Genomic DNA, 23459 nt, shown 5'->3' on the forward strand with positions numbered 1-23459 from the left:
TATGATAGACACAAGAATACTGGAGATCACGGCCGAACTGGCCAAAGCAGAAAATATAGTGATTGTACCCCATAAAGGCCCAGACGGAGATGCGATGGGCTCTACACTTGGGCTGATGCATTTTTTAAGAGATAAGGGCCATAAAGCGACCGTTATCGCACCTAATGATTATCCTCATTTCCTTAAATGGTTACCCGGCAACGAAGAGGTGATCATTTATGAATCTGAAAAGGAAAAGGCCGATAAACTCATTAAGGAAGCACAGATCGTGTTTACGTTAGACTTCAATCATCTTTCCAGATGTGGCGGGATGCATGAATCTTTAGTAGCCTCAGATGCCGTTTTCGTGATGATAGATCATCACCAGGAACCTTCAGACTACGCGCACTACACTTATAGTGATTCTAAAATGAGCTCCACCTGCGAAATGGTGTATAAATTCATCGATAAGCTAAGGGCGAATAAAAAGATCACTCCAGAAATCGCTACCTGTCTTTACGCAGGTATCATGACCGATACTGGATCTTTCCGTTTTAGCTCAACTTCCAGCGATACTCACAGAGCGATCGCCGATCTTATTGATAAGGGCGCTAAGAACGACCAGATACACAATAATATTTTCGATACTAATTCTGAAAATAAATTACAGTTATTAGGTACTGCGCTTCAAAACCTGAAAGTAAATAAAGAACTAAGAACGGCCTATATAAGCCTTTCCCAGGAAGAACTGGACCGCCATAATTTTCAAAAAGGAGATACCGAAGGTTTTGTGAATTACGGCCTTGCTCTTGATGGAATAATTTTCGCGGTAATTTTTATAGAAAAAGCGAACGAAGACCTTATAAAAATGTCTTTTAGATCTAAAGGAGATTTCGACGTGAATAAATTCGCGAGAGCGCATTTTGAAGGTGGAGGCCATATAAATGCTGCCGGCGGAAAAAGCGATCTGTCCTTGAATGATACCATTGTAAAATTCAACGAGATCTTACCTGAATATTCTGAACAGCTTAGAAAATGAAAATTTTAATCCTATTATTAGTTATTCTGTCTGTTGTTAGATGTAAAACTCCAGAGGCGAGATATCCTGTTTCTCAAAATTCCGGTTCTTATATAGATGAATCTGTAGAACGAAACAAGGAGATGATCGCCAAGGAAGAAGATTACATCAAGCAAGTAATGGGAGAAAATACCGATACCGAATACCTTTCCTCTGCAGATGGTTTCTGGTATTACTACAATAATAAATCTACCGATAGCACAAATACCAGAACTCCTGAATTCGGGGATATGGTAGTTTTCGACTATTCCATCTCCACCATAGAAGGTGAAACTATTTATGCTGAAGGCGATAAACCCACCAGGGAGTATTCCATGGATAAGGAAAAGCTTTTTACAGGCTTAAGACAGGGATTAAAATTGATGAAAGAAGGAGAAACTGTCACTTTTCTTTTTCCTTCTCATAAAGCTTTCGGTTATTACGGCGATAAAGAAAAAATAGGCAGTAATGTGCCTATTACCGCAAAGGTGACTTTGCATGAAATAAAAGAAGAATCTGAACTAGAAACCAACAATTAAGAATGAAAACAAAAAGCATTTTTTTACTATTAACAGTAGCACTATCCTTATTCGCGTGTAATGAGGAGTACCCAGAATTGGAAGACGGTATGTATGCCGAATTCAACACTTCTATGGGACCAATAGTTGCTGAATTATACTTTGAAGAAACCCCTATGACCGTGGCCAGCTTCGTTTCTCTTGCAGAAGGGACCAGCAAAATGGCTGACAGTACTTATAAAGGGAAAAAATATTATGACGGATTGGTGTTTCACCGTATTATCGACGGTTTCATGATCCAAGGTGGTGATCCAACAGGAACCGGAAGCGGTGGTCCTGGTTACAAATATCCAGATGAATTCGTAGACAGCCTAAGTCACGATTCTAAAGGTGTGCTTTCTATGGCCAATGCAGGTCCGGGAACAAACGGTAGCCAGTTCTTTATCACTCTTGCTCCAGTACAACAGCTGGATGGCAGACATACTGTATTCGGAAAGATCGTAAAAGGTCAGGACGTTGTGGATTCTATCGGGAAAGTTGAAACCGGACCACGTGACAAGCCTTTAAAGGATGTTGTGATGAACGAGGTGAATATTATTCGTAAGGGAAGCGCCGCTAAAAACTTCGACGCTCCTAAGGTTTTTGAGTCTGAATTAGCAGATGTTGAAGCAGAAAAAGAAGCTGAAGCTAAAAGAATGCAGGAAATGGCTGCTGAAAAAGCTTCAGAATTCGAAGCACTGGAATCTAAAGCCGATTCTTTAGACAGTGGTCTTAAAATATACTTCGAAAATAAGGTCGATGGTGAAAAACCTAAGAACGGCCAGAAAGTAAAAGTTAACTACGAAGGATACTTCGCAGACGGAACAGTTTTCGACACTAACAAAAAAGAACTAGCTCAAGAATACGGAATCTACGATCACCGTAGAGATTCACAGGGAATGTATAGCCCAATGGCGATGGTTTACGGACCGGATGCTCCAATGATCCCTGGATTTAAAGAAGGAATTCAGCAAATGAGCATTGGAGATGAAGCTGTGATCTGGATACCAAGCGCGCTTGGATACGGAGAAAGAGGTGCCGGCGGAGTAATCCCTCCAAATACCGACCTTATCTTTAGAATAGAACTAGTAGAAATGGCTAACGACACTAAGTAAGCCGTTCCTTCTGAATATAAAAAAGCCCTTAAGAAATTTCTTAAGGGCTTTTTATTTTTCTAATCCTGAATCCTAATTCTCAGGAATATTCTTTAATACTTCCAGTAAGAACTTCCAGTATTTCTGAGCTGAACTAATACTAGCCCTTTCATCTGGAGAGTGTGCTCCCCTTATGGTTGGTCCAAAGGAGATCATATCCATATTCGGGTAGTGACTTCCAATTATTCCGCACTCGAGCCCTGCATGGCAAGCAGCAATATCCGCTTTTTCACCATTCATTTTCTGGTAGATCTCATCAAGTGTCTTTAAAATAGCCGAATCACTATTTGGTGCCCATCCAGGATATTCCCCAGAAAGTTTCACCTCAAAACCTGCCAGTTCAAATACCGCTTTAAGCGAAGATGCCAGGTCATTCTTAGAAGATTCTACAGAACTCCTGGTTAGACATTTAATATGCACTTCGCCATCTTTAAGCGTTACATTCGCAACGTTATTGGAGGTTTCTACAAGTCCTCCAATTTCCGGGCTCATCCTGTAAACCCCATTATGAGCTCCGGCTAACGCCAGAAGAACTTCACGCTGGGACTTCAGGTCCATGATCGAATTTTGAGAAGTAACCATCTGCACCTCGATCGCCAGGTTTGGTTCAAGAGAAGCATATTCAGCTTTTATCTCTGCCGCGCGGGTTTCGATCTCTTTTTTGAAACTTTCAACCTCTGTATCTGGAACTGCTACGATCGCTTCACTTTCTCTTGGAATGGCATTTCTTAGACCACCACCATTAATTTCAGAAATTCGAAGTTTTAGATCTTCAGAAGTATTCACCAGTAAACGATTCATCATCTTATTGGCATTCCCAAGACCTTTTATAATATCCATCCCGGAGTGCCCACCTTGCAGACCTTTAACCTTCACGGAAAAAGTTCTGTAGCTATCAGGCATTTTTTCTTCGCTGTATTGCTTTGTTGCCGTGATATCAACACCACCGGCACAACCAATTCCTATTTCATCATCTTCCTCGGTATCCAGGTTCAGAAGAATGTCACCTTCCAGTAGATCTGGACTTAAACCTTTGGCCCCGGTCATTCCCGTTTCTTCATCTATAGTAAAAAGAGCTTCAATAGCAGGATGCTCGATAGAATCGCTTTCCAGGATCGCCATCATCGTAGCTACTCCAAGACCATTATCGGCTCCAAGTGTAGTTCCCTTTGCGCGAACCCAGTCACCATCTACATACATATCTATGCCCTGGGAATCAAAATCGAAATCTGTATCGTTATTTTTTTGATGCACCATATCCAGATGCGCCTGTAATACGATCTTTTTACGGCTTTCCATGCCCTTGGTAGCAGGTTTGTAGATAACCACATTACCCACGCTATCTACCTCGGTCTTGAGATTTAAATTATTTCCGAAATTTTTTATGAATTCTATTACTCTTTCTTCCTTTTTGGATGGCCTGGGAACAGCATTCAAGTCGGCAAATTTATTCCATAAGACTTTGGGTTCCAGATCTCTTATTTCTTCATTCATTGATCTAATTTTTGGTATCTTCACAAAGGTATTCGAAATTACCGATTTCTAAAATTTGAGCCCTTCCTAATATTTGTATTTTTAAGCCGTGAAGAGAAAATCAGTCCTATTACTCGCCATCCTGTTTCCGGTGCAGATCATTGCTATCAGGTTCTTATCTGGCTATTCAGGCTTCGTGGAGGAATATTATTCCCATGGCCTGTATCCTGTGATCTCCAAAGTAATGCGCTACAGTCTTGGTATTGTGCCTTTCTCTTTAGGAGACTTTCTTTATGCTATACTGATCCTTCTGGCTATTTCCTGGCTGGTAAGGCGAATTTCGCAAAGATTTAAAAATCCGAAGATCTGGATCCCCGATACCCTGGCCACGCTTTCTGTGATCTATTTTTGCTTTCACCTGTTCTGGGGTTTTAATTACTATCGCTTACCTCTGCACAAAAGTCTGGAAATAGAAAGTGATTATACCACCGAGAAACTGATCAGCCTAACAGAAACCCTCATTGATAAATCCAATGAACTTCATTCAGAGCTCGTTCAAAATGATTCTATTAAAGTCGAATACGATTTCACCAAGGAGGAACTATTTGATATTACCCTGCAAGGTTATGACCATATACAAAAAGATTTTCCAGAATTAGCTTACAATGGAGAGGCGCTGAAAAGATCTATTTACAGCCTTCCCCTAACCTATATGGGTTTTAACGGTTATCTGAATCCTCTAACTAATGAAGCCCAGGTAAATACCATGATCCTACCCTACAAGATCCCCACCACTGCTAGTCACGAAGTCGGTCATCAATTGGGTTTCGCCAAGGAAAATGAGGCAAATTTTATTGCCTGCCTGGTTACTATGAACCATCCAAATGAGTATTTCAGATACTCGGGATATACCTTTGCGCTTAGCTATTGCCTGAGCGAACTATACAGAAGAGACCGTACCAAGGCCGAGGAGTTAATTTGTGAGATCAACCCGGGCATCATCAAGAATTATCGTGAAGTAGATGAGTTCTGGCTCAAACATCAAAATCCTTTCGAACCCATTTTCAAGGCTACCTACAACCGTTATCTTATCGTAAATAACCAGTCAGATGGGATGAAAAGCTATAGTTACGTGGTGGCTTTACTGGTAAATTATTTCGATGATACGCGTAATGCACTATAGAAGGTTAAAATTTCTGCAAATTTTATTACTTTCAGGGTCTTAAATTTTAGACCAATCTATTTTATACTTAATCCACTAAATTTTATGAAATTAAAATTATTGATCTTAGGGATATTCCTTAGTGCATTTAGCATGCAGTCTCAGGAATACTTCCCTAAAAATGATGGTGTAAAGACCCGAAACACCAATTACACCGTATTTAAAAACGCAAAGATCCATATAGATCCACAAAACGTGATCGAGAACGGGATGTTTGCTATCAAAGAAGGGAAAATTACCGCGGTAGGAAAATCTATCAATGTTCCTGAAAACAGTATCATCATCGATCTAAAAGGCAAGGAAGTCTATCCTTCTTTCATAGATCTTTATAGCGACTTCGGGATTCCGAAGCCGAAAAAGGCTGAAAACGGTAACTCTGTTCAATATGATGCTGGCCGTGAAGGTTATTACTGGAATGATCACATTAAACCAGACACTGAAGCGATTGCTAATTTCAGCTTTGATAAAAAGGAAGCTGAAAAATTCCATAAAGCAGGTTTTGGAGTGGTGAACACACACGTACCTGATGGAATTATAAGAGGAACCGGGATGCTGGTTGCATTGACTCCCGGAGTAACTGAAGGTGACAGAATCCTGAATGAGCGATCATCACAATATCTTTCTTTCGATAAAAGTGTACAGTCAAGACAGGCCTATCCAACTTCTATAATGGGAAGCATGGCCTTGATAAGACAGGCCTATCTGGATGCCAAATGGTACGGCAACGGAAATGCTAAAAACAAGGATCTTGCCCTGGAAGCACTTAATAAGAATAAGGATCTGGTGCAGATCTTCGCTACAGATAATCTTCTGAATGAATTTAGAGCCGATAAGATCGGGGATGAATTCGGTGTTCAATATGTAATTGTTGGAAGCGGAAAAGAGTATCAAAGAATAGATAAAGTAAAAGCTTCGAACGCGACCTATATCGTGCCTCTGAAATTTCCGAATGCTTTTGACGTGGAAGATCCATACCTGGCCAACAAATTAAGCCTTGAGGAAATGCGCGAATGGAACCAGGCTCCGGCGAACCTTAAAATGCTCGCGGAAAATAAAGTTCCATTTACCCTGACCACACATTCCATAGATGCCGAAAAAGACTTTAAAACCAACCTTTTAAAAGCAATTGATTTTGGTTTATCTAAAGAGGCGGCCTTAGCGGCTTTAACTACCGTTCCAGCTAAAACTATAGGACAGGAAGGAAAGATCGGGGTTATTAAAGAAGGTGCCTGGGCTAATTTCCTGATCACTTCTGGAGACTATTTCGATAAAAAGACGACTATTTATGAGAACTGGATACAAGGTGAAAAGAAACTGCTGAACAGCATGGACGTTACCAATATCACTGGTAATTATGACCTGAAAGTTGACGGAAAAACCTATTCTCTGAATATCAAAGGTGAACCATCCAGTCCTAAAACCGAGCTGAAACTTGGCGATACCAAAATAGGATCTAAGATCAGTTTTAATGACAACTGGATGAATCTGCTATTGTCTTCTCCAGACACTACAAAAACTGAATTTATAAGACTGGTAGCAAATATTCCAGCTCAGACAGAGCAATTCTCTGGAAAAGCCATTCTTCCAAATGGAAACGAGACAAGCTTCCAGGCCATAATGAAAAAGGATTCAGACAAGGATAAAAAAGATAAAAAGGATAAAGAGGCTGAAACACATAAAGTTGTTCCAGTCACTTACCCGAATATCGCCTACGGTTTCAAAAATTTACCAAAACAGGAAAATGTACTTTTCAAAAATGCTACCGTTTGGACCAGTGAAGATGAAGGAGTTCTTGAAAATACAGATGTTCTTGTAAAAAATGGCGAGATCATTAAGATCGGGAAAGATCTTAGTGCTGGTGGAGCTAAGGTGATCGATGCTACCGGAAAACATCTTACCGCTGGTATCGTCGATGAGCATTCACATATCGCGGCATCAGCAATCAATGAATCCGGTCACAATTCTTCTGCTGAAGTAAGCATGGAAGATGTGGTAGATCCTACCGACATCAACATTTACAGAAACCTTGCTGGTGGAGTTACCACTATTCAGTTATTGCATGGTTCAGCGAACCCAATTGGTGGACGTTCAGCAATATTAAAACTGAAATGGGGCGAATCTGCCGATAATATGATCTTTGAACAGGCACCTCCATTTATCAAGTTCGCTTTGGGTGAAAATGTGAAGCAATCAAACTGGAGTGGCGGTAGATTTCCTCAAACCCGTATGGGTGTAGAGCAGGTTTTTACGGATTATTTCAGCCGCGCCAAAGCTTACGAAACCAGTAAAAATGAAGAAGGTTTCAGAAAAGACCTGGAAATGGAAACCCTGGTTGAAATTCTTAATGGAGAACGCTTCGTATCTTCTCACTCCTATATTCAGAGCGAGATCAATATGCTTATGAAAGTGGCCGAGAAGTTCGGATTTAACATCAATACGTTCACCCATATTCTGGAAGGTTATAAGGTAGCCGATAAAATGAAGGAACATGGAGTTGGCGCTTCCACATTCTCAGACTGGTGGGCATATAAATATGAGGTAAACGATGCCATCCCATATAATGCATCTATCATGAATGAAGTTGGTCTTACCGTGGCGATAAACAGTGACGACGCCGAAATGAGTAGAAGACTTAACCAGGAAGCTGCTAAAAGCGTTAAATATGGCGGCATGAGCGAAGAAGAAGCATGGAAGATGGTGACCATCAATCCGGCGAAACTTCTGCATGTTGATGATCTGGTAGGTAGTATAAAAACAGGAAAGCAGGCAGATCTTGTTCTTTGGAACGATCATCCATTATCTGTATACGCGAAACCTGAAAAAACTATGGTAGAAGGAGTTTTCTATTTTGATATCGAACGCGATTCAGAAATGCGCAAAGACATTAAAAGAGAGCGTAATGAGCTTATTGGCCAAATGCTGAAAGCAAAGAACAACGGAGTGAAAACTCAGCCGGTAACCATAGAGGAAAAACAAAGAGTTCATTGTGACCTACTGGAAGAGGTTAAATAAAAAATTGAGCAAAATGAAAAAATTCAACATATATCTAATAATGGCGATCCTGGTAATTTCAGGAAATAGCTTCGCCCAACAAACGCCTGCTGCAAAACAGTCGGAACCGATCACGATCGTTGGTGCCACCGCTCATTTGGGCAATGGCGAGATCATCGAAAACAGCCTGATCATTCTGGAAGATGGTAAAATAGCCGAGGTAATCGCTAAAAGCCTTACCAAAAGACAATATCCAGGTAAGATCATAAATGCCGAAGGAAAACACGTTTACCCAGGGATCATTGCACCAAACTCAACGCTTGGGCTGGTAGAGATCGCTGCCGTAAAAGCAACCCAGGATGAAGACGAAATGGGTGAAATGTTACCAAACATAAGAAGTTTGATCGCCTATAATGCCGAAAGCAAGATCGTGGAATCCATGAGACCTAATGGTGTTCTTCTTGGACAGATCGTGCCTCGCGGTGGTAGGATTTCCGGTACCTCTTCTATTGTTCAGTTCGACGCCTGGAACTGGGAAGATGCGGTAGTAAAGGAAAATGATGGTTTACACATCAACTGGCCAGATTCTTACCAAAGAGGACGCTGGTGGAGAGGTGAAGACCCAGATCTAAAGGCGAATAAGGAATACCAGGAGGATGTGCAGGAACTTTCAGATTTCTTTATCTCGGCAAAGGCATATCTTGAAGGAAAAAGGGATTATAAGAATTTGCCTTACCTGGCCATGGAAACCGTATTCAGCGGAGACAAAAAGGTCTTTGTGCACGTAGACGGTGAAAAAGAGATCCTGGATGTGGTTCAGTTCAAAAAAGAGCACGGGCTTAAAAATGTTGTTATCGTTGGAGGGTATTATGCTCTTGATGTGGCCGAAACCCTAAAGAACAATGATATTCCTGTATTGGTAACCAGGCCTCACAGCACTCCTGAAGAAGATTACGAAGACTATGATTATCCATACAAATTAGCCAACCTGCTTAATGAAAAAGGAGTACTGGTAGCCATTGAAGGAAGCGGACAAATGGAAAGAATGAATTCCAGGAACCTCCCATTCTATGCAGGAACGGTTGCAGCCTATGGTATGGATAAAGAAGAGGCTCTGAAACTAGTTACTTTGAATACCGCAAAGATCCTAGGAATAGATGAGCATTACGGTAGTCTGGAAAAAGGTAAATCTGCCACCTTATTCATTTCTGAAGGGGATGCGCTGGATATGCGTGGAAATATTCTTTCCCACGCCTTTATAGACGGAAGAGAGGTTAGCCTGGAAACGCATCAAACTGAACTTTGGAAGAGATATTCCAAGAAATATAAAGACCAGGAAAGCGAATAATATTTTCTGATATTTTAAAGTTGCCTGAAAGGTTGAACCCTAAATAACGTCAGCCTGAGCGTAGTCGAAGGCTTTTGAGTGAGTCTTAAAACTTCGACTACGCTCAGTATGACAGGGTTTATTAACTTTTCAGGCAACTTTTTTTATGCCTATTATCTACGTATTTTTACGCCTATGTTAAAACAGATCACCAGCTCGCAGAACAAGGAGATAAAATGGCTGCTGCAGTTGCAGGAAAAGTCCCGTAATCGCAGAAAGGAAAACGCTTTTGTTATGGAAGGGCAAAGAGAAATCTCCCTGGCCATTAAAGGTGGATATATCCCCCTTCACCTCTATTTTGTACCAGAACTGGTCGATTTCCAGGAAGTCCTGGAAATTTCAAAATCGAATACTGAAAAACCTGCCGCTATCACCGAGATAAGCACTGAGGTATATGAAAAAATAGCCTACCGGGGAAGCACTGAAGGTTTGATCGCGGTATTTGAAACCAAAGAACATTCGCTGGAAGACCTTAAATTTAATACTTCCACTCCCCTTATCCTGGTGGCAGAAGCTCCTGAAAAACCGGGAAATATTGGCGCTATCTTGAGAACTGCAGATGCCGCAGCGGTTGATGCGGTAATAATAGCTAATCCTAAGACAGATCTTTACAACCCGAATATCATTAGAAGTAGTGTGGGCTGTATTTTCACCAATAAAATCGCTACTGGATCTACCTCTGAAATTATTGAGTTCTTACAACGACATAATATCAAAATTTATGCGGCTGCATTGCAGGCATCAAAACCCTATCATGAGATAGATTTCAAAAAAGCATCTGCTATCGTGATGGGCACCGAGGCTACCGGATTAAGCGAGGAATGGTTGAAAAATTCAACTCAAAACATAATTATCCCCATGCATGGTGAGATCGACTCGATGAATGTTTCGGTCGCCGCGGGAATACTGATCTTTGAAGCCAAAAGACAACGAATCACACACCCTGAATAAACCTGAATAACTTGACACCAGAAACTCTTTTCTATATAATCATAGCCATTATCGTGGTCGATTTTATAATCGACAAGATTCTTGATGGGCTTAATGCCAAACATTTTAACGATCCGGTTCCTGCAGAACTAGCAGATGTCTATGAAAAAGAAGAATATGAAAAGTCGCAGCGCTATAAAAAAGAACGCTTTAGATTCGGATTGATAACCAGCACTTTTTCAGTTCTGCTAACCCTTGGTTTTATCATTTTCGATGGCTTTGCCTATGTTGATAATATTGCCAGAAGCATTACCGATAATTCAATACTTATCGCCCTTATTTTCTTCGGCATTATCATGCTGGGAAGTGATATTCTCATGACCCCATTCTCCTGGTACAGCACTTTTGTGATCGAAGAGAAATATGGGTTCAACAAGACCACAAAAGGAACTTTCTTTCTGGACAAATTAAAAGGACTAGGCATGACGGCAATTATTGGTGGGGGCATCCTCGCGCTTATCGTCTGGTTCTATCAGATCGCCGGGGATAATTTCTGGTGGTACGCCTGGATCCTGGTAGCTGTTTTCTCGGTTTTCATGAACATGTTCTACGCGAAACTCATAGTTCCATTATTCAACAAGCAAACTCCTTTGAGCGATGGTTCTCTTAGAACGAAGATCGAACAATATGCAAAAAGTGTAGGTTTCCAGCTGGATAATATTTTCGTGATAGATGGCTCAAAAAGAAGCACCAAAGCAAACGCTTATTTTTCTGGTTTTGGCAGCGAGAAAAGGATCACTCTTTATGATACGCTCATCAACGATCTGGAAGAAGAAGAGATCGTAGCCGTTCTGGCTCACGAGGTTGGACATTACAAGAAAAATCATATTATCGTTAACCTTTTTGCCTCGATTCTAACCACAGGATTCACTCTATGGTTACTATCACTTTTTGTTGGAAATCCGGTTCTATCAGAAGCTCTTGGAGTGGCGAAACCAAGTTTTCATATAGGCCTGGTCGCTTTTGGAATCTTATACAGTCCAATTTCAGAGATCACCGGTTTGATCATGAACTATATTTCCAGGCAATTTGAATACCAGGCAGATAATTATGCAAAAACCACTTATAATGGTGATTCTTTGATCTCGAGTTTGAAGAAATTATCCAAAAACACTTTGAGCAATTTAACTCCTCACAAAGCCTATATTTTTGTACATTACTCTCATCCCAGTCTGCTGCAGCGCTATCGCAATTTGAAGGCCGGGATTTAGTTGTTTCCTTATAATCTTAATTGTATTTTTATCCCATGACAGAGGCGGCTATAGCAAAAGAGAACAAGCAGATCGCGAGGCAGTATAAAGAACTCCTGCGTATAAGCTATCAAACCCTTACCGAAGACGACAAGAAGTTGATTCGGCGGGCTTTTGATACGGCTGTGGATGCTCATAAAGATCAGCGTCGTAAATCTGGAGAAGCTTATATCTTCCACCCTATCGCGGTGGCGAAGATCGTAGCTTCAGAAATTGGTCTGGATGCCACTTCTATTGCGGCTGCATTGCTTCATGATGTTGTAGAGGATACAAAATATACCCTGGAAGATCTTAGGAGCATGTTCGGGGAAACCGTAGCAAAGATCGTAGATGGTCTTACCAAGATCTCCAGCCTTAAAAAGGACAAAGATGTATCGCTACAGGCAGAGAATTTCAGGAAGATGCTACTTACCCTAAATGATGATGTAAGGGTAATTATTATCAAGATCGCAGACAGGCTGCATAATATGCAGACCATGGACTCGATGAGGCCAGATAAGCAGGTAAAGATCGCTTCAGAAACACTTTATATCTATGCTCCCCTGGCCCACAGGATCGGGCTTTATAATATCAAAACCGAACTTGAGGATCTGGGATTAAAATATACCGAACCTGAAGTTTATCACGACATACTTACCAAGATCAAGGAAAGTAAGGAGGACCAGGATGCGTATATAAAAGAGTTTAGCAAGGTTATCCAGGATTCCCTGGACAAGGAGGAGCTGGATTATGACATTAAAGGCCGTCCTAAATCCATTTATTCCATTAATCGAAAGATCAAGGCTCAGAATATTAGTTTTGACGAGATCTACGATAAGTTTGCTATTAGAATTATTTACCGTAGCGAACCTTCACAGGAAAAGTTTCTAGCCTGGAAAATATATTCTATAGTTACAGATCACTTCCGCCCTAACCCAACTAGGCTAAGAGATTGGATATCCTCCCCGAAATCTACCGGGTATGAAGCATTACATATTACGGTAATGGGTCCCAAAGGTCGCTGGGTTGAAGTGCAGATTAGGAGTGAGCGTATGAACGAGATCGCAGAAAAAGGATATGCGGCTCACTATAAATACAAACAGGGAGATAATAATAAAGAAGAAAGAGGATTTGAAGAATGGGTAACCCGTTTACAGGAGGCGCTGGAAAGTCCGGATGTTAACGCGGTCGACTTCGTGGAGCAATTCAAACTGAATCTCTACTCCAAGGAGATATTTGTTTTTACTCCGCAGGGTGATCTTAAATCTTTACCAAAAGGTTCTTCCCCGCTGGATTTTGCTTTTAGCATTCATACCGAAATTGGATTACATACCAGGGGAGCCAGAGTGAACAACAAACTGGTTCCACTAAGTCATGAATTAAAGAGTGGTGACCAGGTTGAGATCATCACCTCAGATAATGCCAAGCCAAATGTAAACTGGCTGGATTATGCGAATACCGCCAGGGCAAGGGCAAAGATCAAATCTTCTCTTAAGGAGGAGAAAAAGGAAATTGCCGAAGATGGAAAAGCTGTACTGGCCAGAAAGCTAAAAGCTCAGAAGATTCAGTTCAACGAAAAGTCTATCAATGAGCTGGTGGTTTATTTTAACCTGAAAACCAGTCTGGACCTTTTCTATCGTGTAGGGATTGGTAAGATCGACAATAAAATGCTGAAAGAGTTCGCCAGTTCAAGAAGTAACTCTCTGGTAAGCTATTTTAAAAGCAAGATCAAAAAACCTCAGGTTTCCATAGATCTGGATAAAGAGGAAGTTACTGCAAAATATGATCAGCTTGTATTCGGTAAGGAAGAGGAAAAACTGGAATATAAACTTTCTAATTGCTGTAATCCTATACCCGGGGACAATGTTTTTGGATTTATTTCGGTAAACGACGGGATAAAAGTTCATAAAAAAGATTGTCCAAATGCATTGCAGTTACAAAGTAATTATGCTTACAGGATCATCCAGGCTAAATGGATAGACAGCTCGCAGCAGGACTTTACGGCTGTTATCAACCTTCAGGGTATAGATAATTTAGGGCTGGTAAGCGAGATCACCCAAGAAATTTCCAGTAACATGCACGTGAACATGAAAAACCTGAATTTCGACAGTTCAGATGGTGTATTCAGCGGCCGTATCACGCTGGTGGTAAAGAATAATAATATTCTAAATACCATCATTCAGAGGCTGAAAAAAATTAACGGGATAGACAAGGTTAGCCGTGAATAAACTTTTACCTTTGCAGAGCAAATTATGAGCAAAAAAGTTGTAAATAAGAACGATCAGGCGGTCGTTAAAAACGTTTTCACCAAATATCTCGAGGAAAAAGGGCACCGTAAAACACCGGAGCGCTTTGCCATTCTTCAGGAGATCTATAATTCTGACGATCACTTTGATATTGAGTCTCTTTACATAAAAATGAAGAACAAGAAATATCGGGTTAGTCGCGCCACCTTATATAATACTATCGAATTATTACTGGAATGCGGTCTCGTTAGAAAACACCAGTTTGGTCAGAACCAGGCTCAATACGAAAAATCATATTTTGATCGTCAACACGATCACATTATACTTACAGATACCGGTGAAGTAATCGAGTTTTGCGATCCACGTATACAGAGTATCAAGCAAACTATAGAGGAAGTTTTTGATATAGAGATCAAAAAACATTCTCTCTACTTTTACGGAAATAAAAAATCAACCAATTAAGTTTCAAAATTCATGGCAGTAGATTTACTACTAGGTCTTCAATGGGGTGATGAAGGAAAAGGCAAAATTGTTGACGTCCTTACCTCCAAATACGATATTATTGCCCGTTTTCAGGGTGGACCAAATGCGGGACACACTTTAGAGTTCGACGGTCAGAAACACGTTTTACACACCATCCCATCGGGTATCTTTCACGATGACAGTATTAATCTTGTTGGTAACGGTGTGGTTATAGACCCGGTGATCTTTAAAAGGGAACTGGATAACCTGGCAAAACACAATGTAGATTATAAGTCTAAGCTTCTTATTTCTAGAAAAGCACATTTAATCCTTCCTACGCACAGACTTCTGGACGCTGCTTCTGAAGCATCAAAAGGAAAGGCTAAAATTGGTTCTACCCTAAAAGGAATTGGACCAACTTACATGGATAAGACCGGTAGAAATGGTCTACGTGTGGGAGATCTTGAACTGGAGGACTGGAAAGAAAGGTACCGCACTCTTGCAGATAAGCATGAGAAAATGATCGCTTTCTACGATGTAGATGTGCAGTATGATCTAGCTGAACTGGAAAAAGAATTCTGGACAGCCATAGAAACATTAAAAGAACTTACTTTCATTGACAGTGAGGAATACCTTCACCAGGCGATGAAAAACGGTAAGACCATTCTTGCTGAAGGTGCCCAGGGATCTTTACTGGATATCGACTTTGGAACATATCCTTTCGTAACTTCTTCTAACACCACTGCTGCCGGAGCCTGTACAGGTTTGGGAGTTGCTCCTAGAAATATCGGGGATGCCTTTGGAATTTTCAAGGCTTATACTACCAGAGTTGGAAGTGGCCCCTTCCCAACCGAGCTTTTTGATGAAGTTGGCGAAAGAATGGGTAAAGTAGGAAATGAATTTGGTGCTACTACCGGTAGAAAAAGACGTTGCGGATGGTTAGACCTTGTTGCGCTGAAATATGCCGTACAGGTAAACGGGATCACACAGCTAATCATGATGAAAGGTGATGTACTTAGCGGATTCGATACATTAAAAGTTTGTACCGCATACAAGTACAAAGGTGATGAGATCACCCATCTTCCTTTCAATATAGAACCGGAGAATCTTGAACCAATCTATACTGAAGTAAAAGGATGGAAAGAAGATCTTACTAAAATGAAAGACGCTTCTTCTTTACCAAAAGAATTTAACGATTATGTAGATTTTCTTGAAAAGGAACTGGAAACGCCAATTACGATCGTTTCTGTAGGTCCGGATAGAAAACAAACGATCACGAGATAATATCAGAGATTTGATATCTTAATAAAAGGCTGCCAACTGGCAGCCTTTTCTATTGGCAAGAGTATCATTTAAAATAGTAGAAATATGAATTCCAGAGCTCGCTTCATTGAATTTTGAACAGCTTGATTTTTCATTCAACTCCAGATTTTGCTAAAACTTGTCATAAGATTTCATAGCTGTAATTTTCTTACTTTTGAAAAAAAATTAAGCTACTTGAAAACATATTTCATTTCATTATTGGTTCTCCTTACTTCTTTGCAGGTTTTAGCTCAAAAAAATCAGGAAATCAACTATGATTCAGATCGAACTTTAAAGAACGAAGAAAGATATCCGGGAGCACTTATCCTGAGTAAAGTAGATAACCAGGTGTATTTTGATCATGACGGGATAGAAGTCTGGTGTGATAATGCCGTATTCTACAAGTCTGCCAATTTCTTTAAAGCCTACGGAAACATACGCATGCAACAGGGGGACAGCGTAAGCATGACCAGTAATTATGCAGAATATAATGGAAATACAGAATTTGCCTTCGCCAGTGGAAATGTAAAAATGAGGCGGCCGCAAACCACCCTGGAAACCGACAGTCTTTTCTTTGATCGGATAAAACAACAGGCATATTACCGCAGTGGAGGAAAAGTTACCGACACGGCCAGTGTGCTAACCAGCAGGATCGGCAGGTATTACATGGAAGATGATAAATACAGTTTCATAAATAAAGTAGTCGTAAAAAACCCTGAATACACCATTAACTCCGAGCAACTGGATTTTTATTCGGAAAGCGGGCATGCCTATTTATATGGCCCCTCGACCATTAAAAGTGAAACCAGTACGGTCTATTGCGAAAGAGGCTTTTATGACACCCGGGCAGATAATGGTTATTTCGTAAAGAATTCCCAGATAAACTATGACAACCGTATCCTTAAAGGTGATAGTCTCTACTTCAACCGGCAGAATAGCTTTGCCTCTGCCACCAACAATATCAGGGTTATAGATACCATTAATAACAGCCGGGTGACCGGTCATTATGCCGAAGTTTACAGGGATAAGGATTCTGTTTTCATCACCAAAAAAGCATTAGCTGCCAGTCTACAGGACAGAGATACTCTTTTTATCCACAGTGACACCATCATGATCACAGGGAAACCCGAAAAGCGTATTATCAGAGGTTATTATGACGTTAGGATCTTCAAGGAAGACCGGTTAGGAGAAAATCCGATGAGCGGAAGAAGTGATTCTATTTTTTCAGATCAGCAATCTGGTCTTACCAAACTGATCAATATTAGCAGCAGAGGGAATGGGAAACCGGTATTATGGTCTGGTGACAACCAGATGACCGGCGACAGCATTCACCTGCAGAGCAATACCAAAACCGAGCAACTGGATTCTTTACTGGTTTTCGATAACGCCTTCCTGATCCAGAAAGATAGTATTGAAGGTTATAACCAGTTAAAAGGAAAGGAACTGGTGGGCTATTTTACCGACAACAGCCTTAATAAGGTGATTATCGATAAAAATACCGAAACGCTTAATTACATGCGGAATAACGATAACGAGCTCATTGGTATCAATAAGACTTTAGCAAGTTCGGTAGAAATTTTGTTCGTAGAGCAGCAGATCGAAGATATTTACTACTACAACCAGGTAGATGGTCAATTAACCCCGGAAGAGGATTTCCCTCCAAATGCACGACAACTGCAAGGTTTTAACTGGCGTGGAGAACAGCGAATTCTCAGTAAGGAAGGCTTGTTTGAAGGCGAAGCTGAACCAAAACTCACGAAGATTCAGGGAATCGCTTTACCAGATGAACCCGAAGAATTCTTTGATGAAAGAGAAGAAGACGATCTTTTGCTTGATGAAAATTCAAGGCTAAAACCTGATGTTTTAAAGAACAGGGAAACCGATAGCCTGAAATTCAAGAACAAGGTTTCAACAGATTCGTTGAAGAAAGATATCAAGCAAAACGATAGTTTAAAGAACGTTATTGAACAGGAGAAGTAGATTGAAAGAAGATTTTTTAAAATATCAGGCGCAAACCACCCCGCATCCTCTTGCTTTGGAGGTCTCTCATGCAAAAGGATCTTATATCACCACTACCGACGGGAAGCAGCATCTTGATTTCGTAGCCGGCGTTTCTGCCTGCAGTTTAGGTCACGCGCATCCGGCGGTTGTAAATGCTATAAAAGAGCAGGCAGAAAAATACCTGCACGTCATGGTTTATGGGGAATACGCCCAGAAACCAGCAGTAGATCTAACCAAATTACTGGCAGAACATTTACCCGATCCACTTAAAAAGACCTACCTGGTTAATTCTGGAACCGAAGCCATCGAAGGCGCACTAAAACTTGCCAGAAGGGCAATCGGAAGAAGTGAGATCATCGCTGCTAAAAGCGCGTACCATGGAAATACTATGGGATCTCTAAGCCTGATGGATTTTGAGGAAAGGGTGAAACCTTTCAGACCACTGGTTGGGGATATATCTTTTATCGAATTCAATAACGAAGCCGAGCTTTCTAATATCACCAACAAAACTGCGGCTGTTATCCTTGAAACAATCCAGGGAGGAGCAGGATTTATAATGCCTGTAAATAGCTACCTGCAGAAGGTGAAAAAGAAATGCGAGGAAGTTGGAGCGCTATTAATACTCGATGAAATTCAGCCGGGATTCGGTAGAACCGGCAAACTTTTCGGATTTGAGAACTTTGGGGTAGTCCCAGATATAGTGGTTCTCGGAAAAGGTATGGGCGGTGGTTTACCAATTGGAGCATTTTCAGCTTCAGAAGAGTTAATGGACCTGCTTATGGATAATCCTAAATTAGGACATATCACCACTTTTGGCGGAAATCCTGTGATCGCCGCAGCGGCTTTAGCAACCCTTAAAGAATTAACCGAAACAGATCTTATTCAGCAAAGCCTGGAAAAGGAAGAATTAATCAGAAAAAACTTACAGCACCCTCTAATTGAAGAAATTAGAGGAACAGGCTTGATGCTGGCCTTAATATTAAAATCTGCCGAAATTGCCGATAAACTTGTCCTTCTTGCTAAAGAAAAACAACTAATTCTCTTCTGGTTGTTGTTCGAAAAACGAGCCGTAAGGCTTACTCCACCGCTAACCATCTCAAATGAAGAAATATTGAAAGGTTGTGGCATTATTGTTGACATACTCTCTGAGATTGAGAAGAATGAAAAGGAATGTTAATTATTTTGTTAACAACAATAAACCGTATTTCCCGAATCGCTTTTAATCATTTATAACTTTAGTACAGTAGAAATCCCTTAATCACTCTCTTATGCAGTTAAGCCATAACGAAGAAGATAATTTCTCACTTGCCCGCTTCGAATCAATGCTTAAGACTAATGATGTTTTATTCTTCGATTCGAATGAGTTTGAAAATATTATCAATCACTACCTTGAGAACGGTAAGATATCTCTTGCCAAAAAGGCGGTGAAGATGGGTCTTGCCCAGCATCCGGCTTCAGTGAACCTTAGATTGTATAAGGTAGAGATCCTTGTCTTCGAAGACAAACTGGATCTTGCAGACGGGATTCTGAACGAGCTTAAAGAATTGGAAACCTCTAACGAAGAGATCTATATTCAAAAAGCACAGATCTACTCTAAAAGGGATATGCATACTGAAGCGATTCAAATGCTGCAGTCTGCCCTGGAGATCACCCTGGAAGATGCCGAGATATTTTCCCTTATCGGTATGGAATATCTTTTCCTGGAAGATTTTGAAAATGCCAAGTATAGTTTCATGAAATGCCTGGAGGCAGATGAAGAAGATTACTCTGCGCTTTATAATATCATGTATTGCTTCGATTTCCTTGAACAGAAGACAGAAGCCATAGATTATTTGAATCTATACCTTAATAAAAATCCATATTGCGAAGTGGCCTGGCACCAGGTTGGTAAGCAATATTTTGACCTTAAAGAATACAATAAGGCTTTGGCCGCTTTTGATTTCGCTATCATCAGCGATGACAGATTCGTAGGTGCTTACCTTGAAAAAGGAAAAGTGCTTGAAAAACTGAAACGTTATAACGAAGCCATTGAAAATTATAATATCACTCTGGAACTGGATGATCCAACTTCATTTGCTTACCTGAGAATAGGTAAGTGTTTTGAAAAACTGGGTTGTGATGATTTTGCTTTGAAAAATTATAAGCAAACAGTTCACGAAGATCCGTTGCTGGATAAAGGCTGGATCGCGATCACAGATTTCTATATCAAGAAACTGAATTTTCAGAAAGCATTATACTATATCAATAAGGCGATTAATATTGATGAAGAAAATGTCCTTTACTGGAAACGCTATGCTAAGATCAACAGCAGGCTTAATTTCTATGAGGAAGCTGAACAGGGTTATAAGAAAAGCCTGGAACTAGGAAATTATGAACTTGAAACCTGGATTAGAAGATGTGATATTCTAATAGGTTTGGGTGAATATGAAACTGCCATTAGTAGTATGCTGCAGGCTTTGGAATTCTATCCGAATACGGCCGAGATCGAGTATCGCCTCGCTGGTCTTTTCTTTTGCACCAATAAAGGTGAAAAAGGCTATTTCCACCTTAACAATGCCCTTAAGATAGATTCAGAATACTACATCATTATAGAAGAATTATTTCCGAATATTTTTGAGCGTAAAAGCGTAAAACAAATTATAAATTCCTTCGTAAAGCTCTCTTAGTAATTTTGCTACCTTTGGGCGAATTCATAAAAAAAGAAGATGCAACGAAGTTTTTTGGATTACCTGAAGGTCACTTTTAAAGGAATGGCTATGGGTGCTGCAGATGTGGTGCCCGGAGTTTCTGGAGGAACGATCGCTTTTATCTCGGGGATCTATGAGGAATTGATATCTACCATAAGCGGGGTAAATCCTGCCCTGTTCGTTACCTGGAAAGAAGATGGTTTTAAAGCCATGTGGAAAAAACTGAACGGTAACTTTATAATAGCGCTTTTTACTGGAATCCTTATCAGCATCTTTACGGTGATGCGACTTGCCAATTATCTGCTTGAAAATCATCCTATACTTATCTGGTCTTTCTTTTTTGGACTGGTGATCGCCAGTATCTGGTTTGTTGCTAAACAAATTCCACGATGGAATTTCAAGGTCATCCTCGCACTACTTATCGGGGCCGCGGTGGCTTTTTATATTGTAAGCCTCCCTCCTCTTTCACCCAACTCAAGTTCCCTGTTTCTGTTTTTTGCAGGTGCTATAGCAGTTTGTGCGATGATATTACCGGGGATTTCCGGAGCTTTTATCCTGGTGCTTTTAGGAGCTTACAAATCGGTGACCGAAGCGGCGCACGATTTTGATATAAAAACCCTTGGTCTGGTAGGACTTGGGGCTATATTTGGTTTGCTTACCTTCTCTAAAGTTCTAAAATGGCTTTTTGTGCATTATAGCAGTATTACTCTGGCAGTCCTTACGGGCTTTATAGCCGGCTCTTTGAACAAGATCTGGCCCTGGAAAGAGATTTTGGAAACCGCTACCTACGGAGAAAAGGAAGTTGTTTTACGTGACGCCTCTGTTTTGCCATGGAATTATAACGGAGATCCTCAAACCCTGTATGCTCTGTTGTTAATGCTGGCAGGTTTTCTTTTGATCGTTATCCTTGAAGTGGTGGCAAATAAAAATCCTGAAATTCCAGATGCAACAAACTAGAACGTTTACCGATAAGATCCTGCTTGTTCTAAAGGGTCTTGCCATGGGTGCCGCGAATAAAGTTCCCGGTGTTTCTGGTGGTGTGGTTGCGTTCGTTGCTGGCTTTTATGAAGAATTTATCTATTCCCTGCAGAAGATAAATCTTAAAGCATTTAAACTTTTAATTTCGGGCAGATTCAACAGCCTGTATAGATACGTAAATGGCAAATTCCTGGGATTATTGATCCTGGGTATGCTCATAAGCTATTTTAGCGTCTCCAAGATCCTGGATTACCTCATTGTTCACTATGAGCTTTATGTGTGGTCTGCTTTCTTCGGAATGATCATTGGCTCCATCTATTATATTAGTAAAGACTTTGATGAGTGGGATCGCAATTCCATCATTTTTGCCATTCTAGGTATCCTTGGCGGTATAGGCATAAGTTTCCTGGAACCCGCCCGTGAGAATGACAATCTCTGGTTCGTATTCGTCTGCGGAATGATAAGTGTTTCCGGGATGACCCTTCCGGGACTATCGGGTAGTTTTATATTGATCCTGCTCGGGAACTATGTTTTACTGCTGGTAGACTCGGTAAATGCGCTATATGATACTATTGCTGAAGTCATTCTTTTAGATTTCAGTTTTATGAATAATTCTGAAAGATTAAGAATGCTGCAGGTGTTACTGGTATTTGCAGCCGGATCTTTAGCGGGACTGGTCTCCCTGTCTCATCTCCTGGGTTATGTACTGAAGAAAAGAAAAAAGGAAACCTTTGCCGTTATTATTGGTTTTATCACCGGATCGCTGGGAGTGGTCTGGCCTTGGAAAGAAAAGATCTATAAACTGAATGAGAACGGTAAACCCCTAATAGACAGAGAGGGAAATAAGATCATAGACAATTATGACCGTTACCTGCCGCAAATAGACAATTCAGAAACCTGGCTGGCAATATTCTTTATTGTGATCGGGATCTTTATAGTTCTAGGACTGGCCTGGTACGAAAATCGAAATTCGAAAAAATGAGAACCTTTGGCCTAATTGGAAAAAATATAGACTATTCATTCTCCAGGAAATACTTTTCTGAAAAATTCAGCAAAGAAGATCTGAAAGATCAATATGTGAATTTCGATATAGCTTCTATTGAAGAATTTCCCGTCATTCTTAAGAATAATGAGATAAGTGGCCTTAATGTTACCATTCCTTACAAAGAAGTGGTAATTCCGTTTCTGGATAAGCTTGATGCTCATTCTGAAAAAATTCAGGCGGTGAACACCATCAAATTTGAAAACGATGGTAGTATTACCGGCTATAATACAGATTACTGGGGATTTTTAAATGCTTTAAAACCTCATTTGAAGCCTCAGCATACCAAGGCTCTTATTCTGGGAACCGGAGGGGCCTCAAAAGCAATCGCTTATGCCCTGGAGCTGCTGAATATCCAGTATAAATTTGTTTCCAGAAAACCGGAGAAAGATCAATTCTCATATACAGACCTGGATAAGGATATTTTAGATTCTTATACGCTCATAATAAACTGTACGCCACTAGGAACACATCCAAAGGTGGAAGCCTGTCCAGACCTGCCATTTGAACACATTTCAAACCAACACCTGGTTTTCGATCTAATCTACAACCCGGCAGAAACAAGGCTAATGAAACTTTCTTCAGAAAAAGGCGCCCAAACCCTCAACGGACTGGAGATGTTAAAACTTCAGGCAGAAAAAGCCTGGAGCATCTGGAATTCCTGATTTGCCTCAATAATTACCTCTTTAGCGTTATATAAAT

18 protein-coding genes are annotated in these 23459 nt (G+C 40.6%); 17 read left to right on the forward strand and 1 reads right to left on the reverse strand.

Annotated features, from left to right (window positions below; translation table 11 throughout):
* Nucleotide 1: 1 nt before the first annotated feature.
* From C8P64_RS10790 to C8P64_RS10800, 3 genes are read left to right on the forward strand one after another with little or no spacing between them, the layout of a single operon-like run.
* The gene (locus tag C8P64_RS10790; RefSeq protein WP_108172066.1) at nucleotides 2-1018 is read left to right on the forward strand and encodes a DHH family phosphoesterase; all 1017 of its coding nucleotides are present in this window, start codon (nucleotides 2-4) and stop codon (nucleotides 1016-1018) included.
* Nucleotides 1015-1575: a gliding motility-associated peptidyl-prolyl isomerase GldI gene (gldI, locus tag C8P64_RS10795; RefSeq protein WP_108172067.1), complete on the forward strand. Its 561-nt coding sequence runs from the start codon at nucleotides 1015-1017 to the stop codon at nucleotides 1573-1575. Before C8P64_RS10790 ends, gldI begins: the two co-directional genes overlap by 4 nt.
* Before the next feature lie 2 nt (nucleotides 1576-1577).
* Nucleotides 1578-2708 (forward strand): peptidylprolyl isomerase, encoded by a 1131-nt coding sequence (locus C8P64_RS10800; protein ID WP_108172068.1) that lies wholly within the window; start codon nucleotides 1578-1580, stop codon nucleotides 2706-2708.
* A 72-nt stretch (nucleotides 2709-2780) separates the two neighbouring features.
* On the opposite strand, the gene C8P64_RS10805 is transcribed toward C8P64_RS10800, so the two are convergent.
* Nucleotides 2781-4241, reverse strand: a complete 1461-nt coding sequence (locus tag C8P64_RS10805) for an aminoacyl-histidine dipeptidase (protein WP_108172069.1) — start codon at nucleotides 4239-4241, stop codon at nucleotides 2781-2783.
* 88 nt (nucleotides 4242-4329) lie between these two features.
* On the opposite strand from C8P64_RS10805, the gene C8P64_RS10810 reads away from it, so the two are divergent.
* From C8P64_RS10810 to C8P64_RS10875, 14 genes are all read left to right on the forward strand, one after another.
* On the forward strand, nucleotides 4330-5403 hold the full coding sequence (locus C8P64_RS10810) for a DUF3810 domain-containing protein (RefSeq protein ID WP_108172070.1): 1074 nt from the start codon (nucleotides 4330-4332) through the stop codon (nucleotides 5401-5403).
* Between the two features lie 84 nt (nucleotides 5404-5487).
* Complete coding sequence (locus tag C8P64_RS10815) at nucleotides 5488-8454, forward strand: amidohydrolase family protein (protein ID WP_108172071.1); 2967 nt, start codon at nucleotides 5488-5490, stop codon at nucleotides 8452-8454.
* A 13-nt stretch (nucleotides 8455-8467) separates the two neighbouring features.
* Nucleotides 8468-9781 (forward strand): amidohydrolase family protein, encoded by a 1314-nt coding sequence (locus tag C8P64_RS10820; protein ID WP_108172072.1) that lies wholly within the window; start codon nucleotides 8468-8470, stop codon nucleotides 9779-9781.
* Nucleotides 9782-9955: 174 nt separating this feature from the next.
* Nucleotides 9956-10771: a TrmH family RNA methyltransferase gene (locus C8P64_RS10825; protein WP_108172073.1), complete on the forward strand. Its 816-nt coding sequence runs from the start codon at nucleotides 9956-9958 to the stop codon at nucleotides 10769-10771.
* Between the two features lie 11 nt (nucleotides 10772-10782).
* Nucleotides 10783-12021, forward strand: coding sequence for a M48 family metallopeptidase (locus tag C8P64_RS10830; protein WP_108172074.1), 1239 nt, complete (start codon nucleotides 10783-10785; stop codon nucleotides 12019-12021).
* 35 nt (nucleotides 12022-12056) lie between these two features.
* On the forward strand, nucleotides 12057-14267 hold the full coding sequence (locus C8P64_RS10835; RefSeq protein WP_108172075.1) for a RelA/SpoT family protein: 2211 nt from the start codon (nucleotides 12057-12059) through the stop codon (nucleotides 14265-14267).
* 24 nt (nucleotides 14268-14291) lie between these two features.
* Entirely contained in the window at nucleotides 14292-14747 is a 456-nt protein-coding gene (locus tag C8P64_RS10840; protein WP_026934828.1) for a Fur family transcriptional regulator, read from the forward strand.
* A 12-nt stretch (nucleotides 14748-14759) separates the two neighbouring features.
* On the forward strand, nucleotides 14760-16031 hold the full coding sequence (locus C8P64_RS10845; RefSeq protein WP_108172076.1) for an adenylosuccinate synthase: 1272 nt from the start codon (nucleotides 14760-14762) through the stop codon (nucleotides 16029-16031).
* A gap of 213 nt (nucleotides 16032-16244) precedes the next feature.
* Nucleotides 16245-18029, forward strand: coding sequence for an OstA-like protein (locus C8P64_RS10850; RefSeq protein WP_108172077.1), 1785 nt, complete (start codon nucleotides 16245-16247; stop codon nucleotides 18027-18029).
* Nucleotide 18030: 1 nt separating this feature from the next.
* A complete protein-coding gene (locus tag C8P64_RS10855; protein WP_108172078.1) occupies nucleotides 18031-19227 on the forward strand; it encodes an aspartate aminotransferase family protein in 1197 nt (398 codons plus the stop codon).
* A gap of 91 nt (nucleotides 19228-19318) precedes the next feature.
* Nucleotides 19319-20716 carry a tetratricopeptide repeat protein gene (locus tag C8P64_RS10860; RefSeq protein ID WP_108172079.1) on the forward strand — a complete coding sequence of 466 codons (1398 nt, stop codon included), beginning with the start codon at nucleotides 19319-19321 and terminating at the stop codon, nucleotides 20714-20716.
* 39 nt (nucleotides 20717-20755) lie between these two features.
* Entirely contained in the window at nucleotides 20756-21694 is a 939-nt protein-coding gene (locus tag C8P64_RS10865) for a DUF368 domain-containing protein (protein WP_108172080.1), read from the forward strand.
* A complete protein-coding gene (locus C8P64_RS10870; RefSeq protein ID WP_108172081.1) occupies nucleotides 21681-22697 on the forward strand; it encodes a DUF368 domain-containing protein in 1017 nt (338 codons plus the stop codon). The genes C8P64_RS10865 and C8P64_RS10870 overlap by 14 nt, the downstream gene beginning before the upstream one ends.
* The gene (locus C8P64_RS10875) at nucleotides 22694-23422 is read left to right on the forward strand and encodes a shikimate dehydrogenase family protein (protein WP_108172082.1); all 729 of its coding nucleotides are present in this window, start codon (nucleotides 22694-22696) and stop codon (nucleotides 23420-23422) included. The genes C8P64_RS10870 and C8P64_RS10875 overlap by 4 nt, the downstream gene beginning before the upstream one ends.
* Nucleotides 23423-23459: the final 37 nt, after the last annotated feature.

The organism is Christiangramia gaetbulicola, from assembly GCF_003054225.1.
GTDB classification, from domain to species: domain Bacteria; phylum Bacteroidota; class Bacteroidia; order Flavobacteriales; family Flavobacteriaceae; genus Christiangramia; species Christiangramia gaetbulicola.

Coding starts and splice junctions, on each gene's coding strand:
- C8P64_RS10790 (WP_108172066.1), top strand. CDS start 2: ATGATAGACACAAGAATACTGGAGATCACGGCCGAACTGGCCAAAGCA.
- gldI (WP_108172067.1), top strand. CDS start 1,015: ATGAAAATTTTAATCCTATTATTAGTTATTCTGTCTGTTGTTAGATGT.
- C8P64_RS10800 (WP_108172068.1), top strand. CDS start 1,578: ATGAAAACAAAAAGCATTTTTTTACTATTAACAGTAGCACTATCCTTA.
- C8P64_RS10805 (WP_108172069.1), bottom strand. CDS start 4,241: ATGAATGAAGAAATAAGAGATCTGGAACCCAAAGTCTTATGGAATAAA.
- C8P64_RS10815 (WP_108172071.1), top strand. CDS start 5,488: ATGAAATTAAAATTATTGATCTTAGGGATATTCCTTAGTGCATTTAGC.
- C8P64_RS10820 (WP_108172072.1), top strand. CDS start 8,468: ATGAAAAAATTCAACATATATCTAATAATGGCGATCCTGGTAATTTCA.
- C8P64_RS10825 (WP_108172073.1), top strand. CDS start 9,956: ATGTTAAAACAGATCACCAGCTCGCAGAACAAGGAGATAAAATGGCTG.
- C8P64_RS10835 (WP_108172075.1), top strand. CDS start 12,057: ATGACAGAGGCGGCTATAGCAAAAGAGAACAAGCAGATCGCGAGGCAG.
- C8P64_RS10840 (WP_026934828.1), top strand. CDS start 14,292: ATGAGCAAAAAAGTTGTAAATAAGAACGATCAGGCGGTCGTTAAAAAC.
- C8P64_RS10845 (WP_108172076.1), top strand. CDS start 14,760: ATGGCAGTAGATTTACTACTAGGTCTTCAATGGGGTGATGAAGGAAAA.
- C8P64_RS10860 (WP_108172079.1), top strand. CDS start 19,319: ATGCAGTTAAGCCATAACGAAGAAGATAATTTCTCACTTGCCCGCTTC.
- C8P64_RS10865 (WP_108172080.1), top strand. CDS start 20,756: ATGCAACGAAGTTTTTTGGATTACCTGAAGGTCACTTTTAAAGGAATG.
- C8P64_RS10870 (WP_108172081.1), top strand. CDS start 21,681: ATGCAACAAACTAGAACGTTTACCGATAAGATCCTGCTTGTTCTAAAG.
- C8P64_RS10875 (WP_108172082.1), top strand. CDS start 22,694: ATGAGAACCTTTGGCCTAATTGGAAAAAATATAGACTATTCATTCTCC.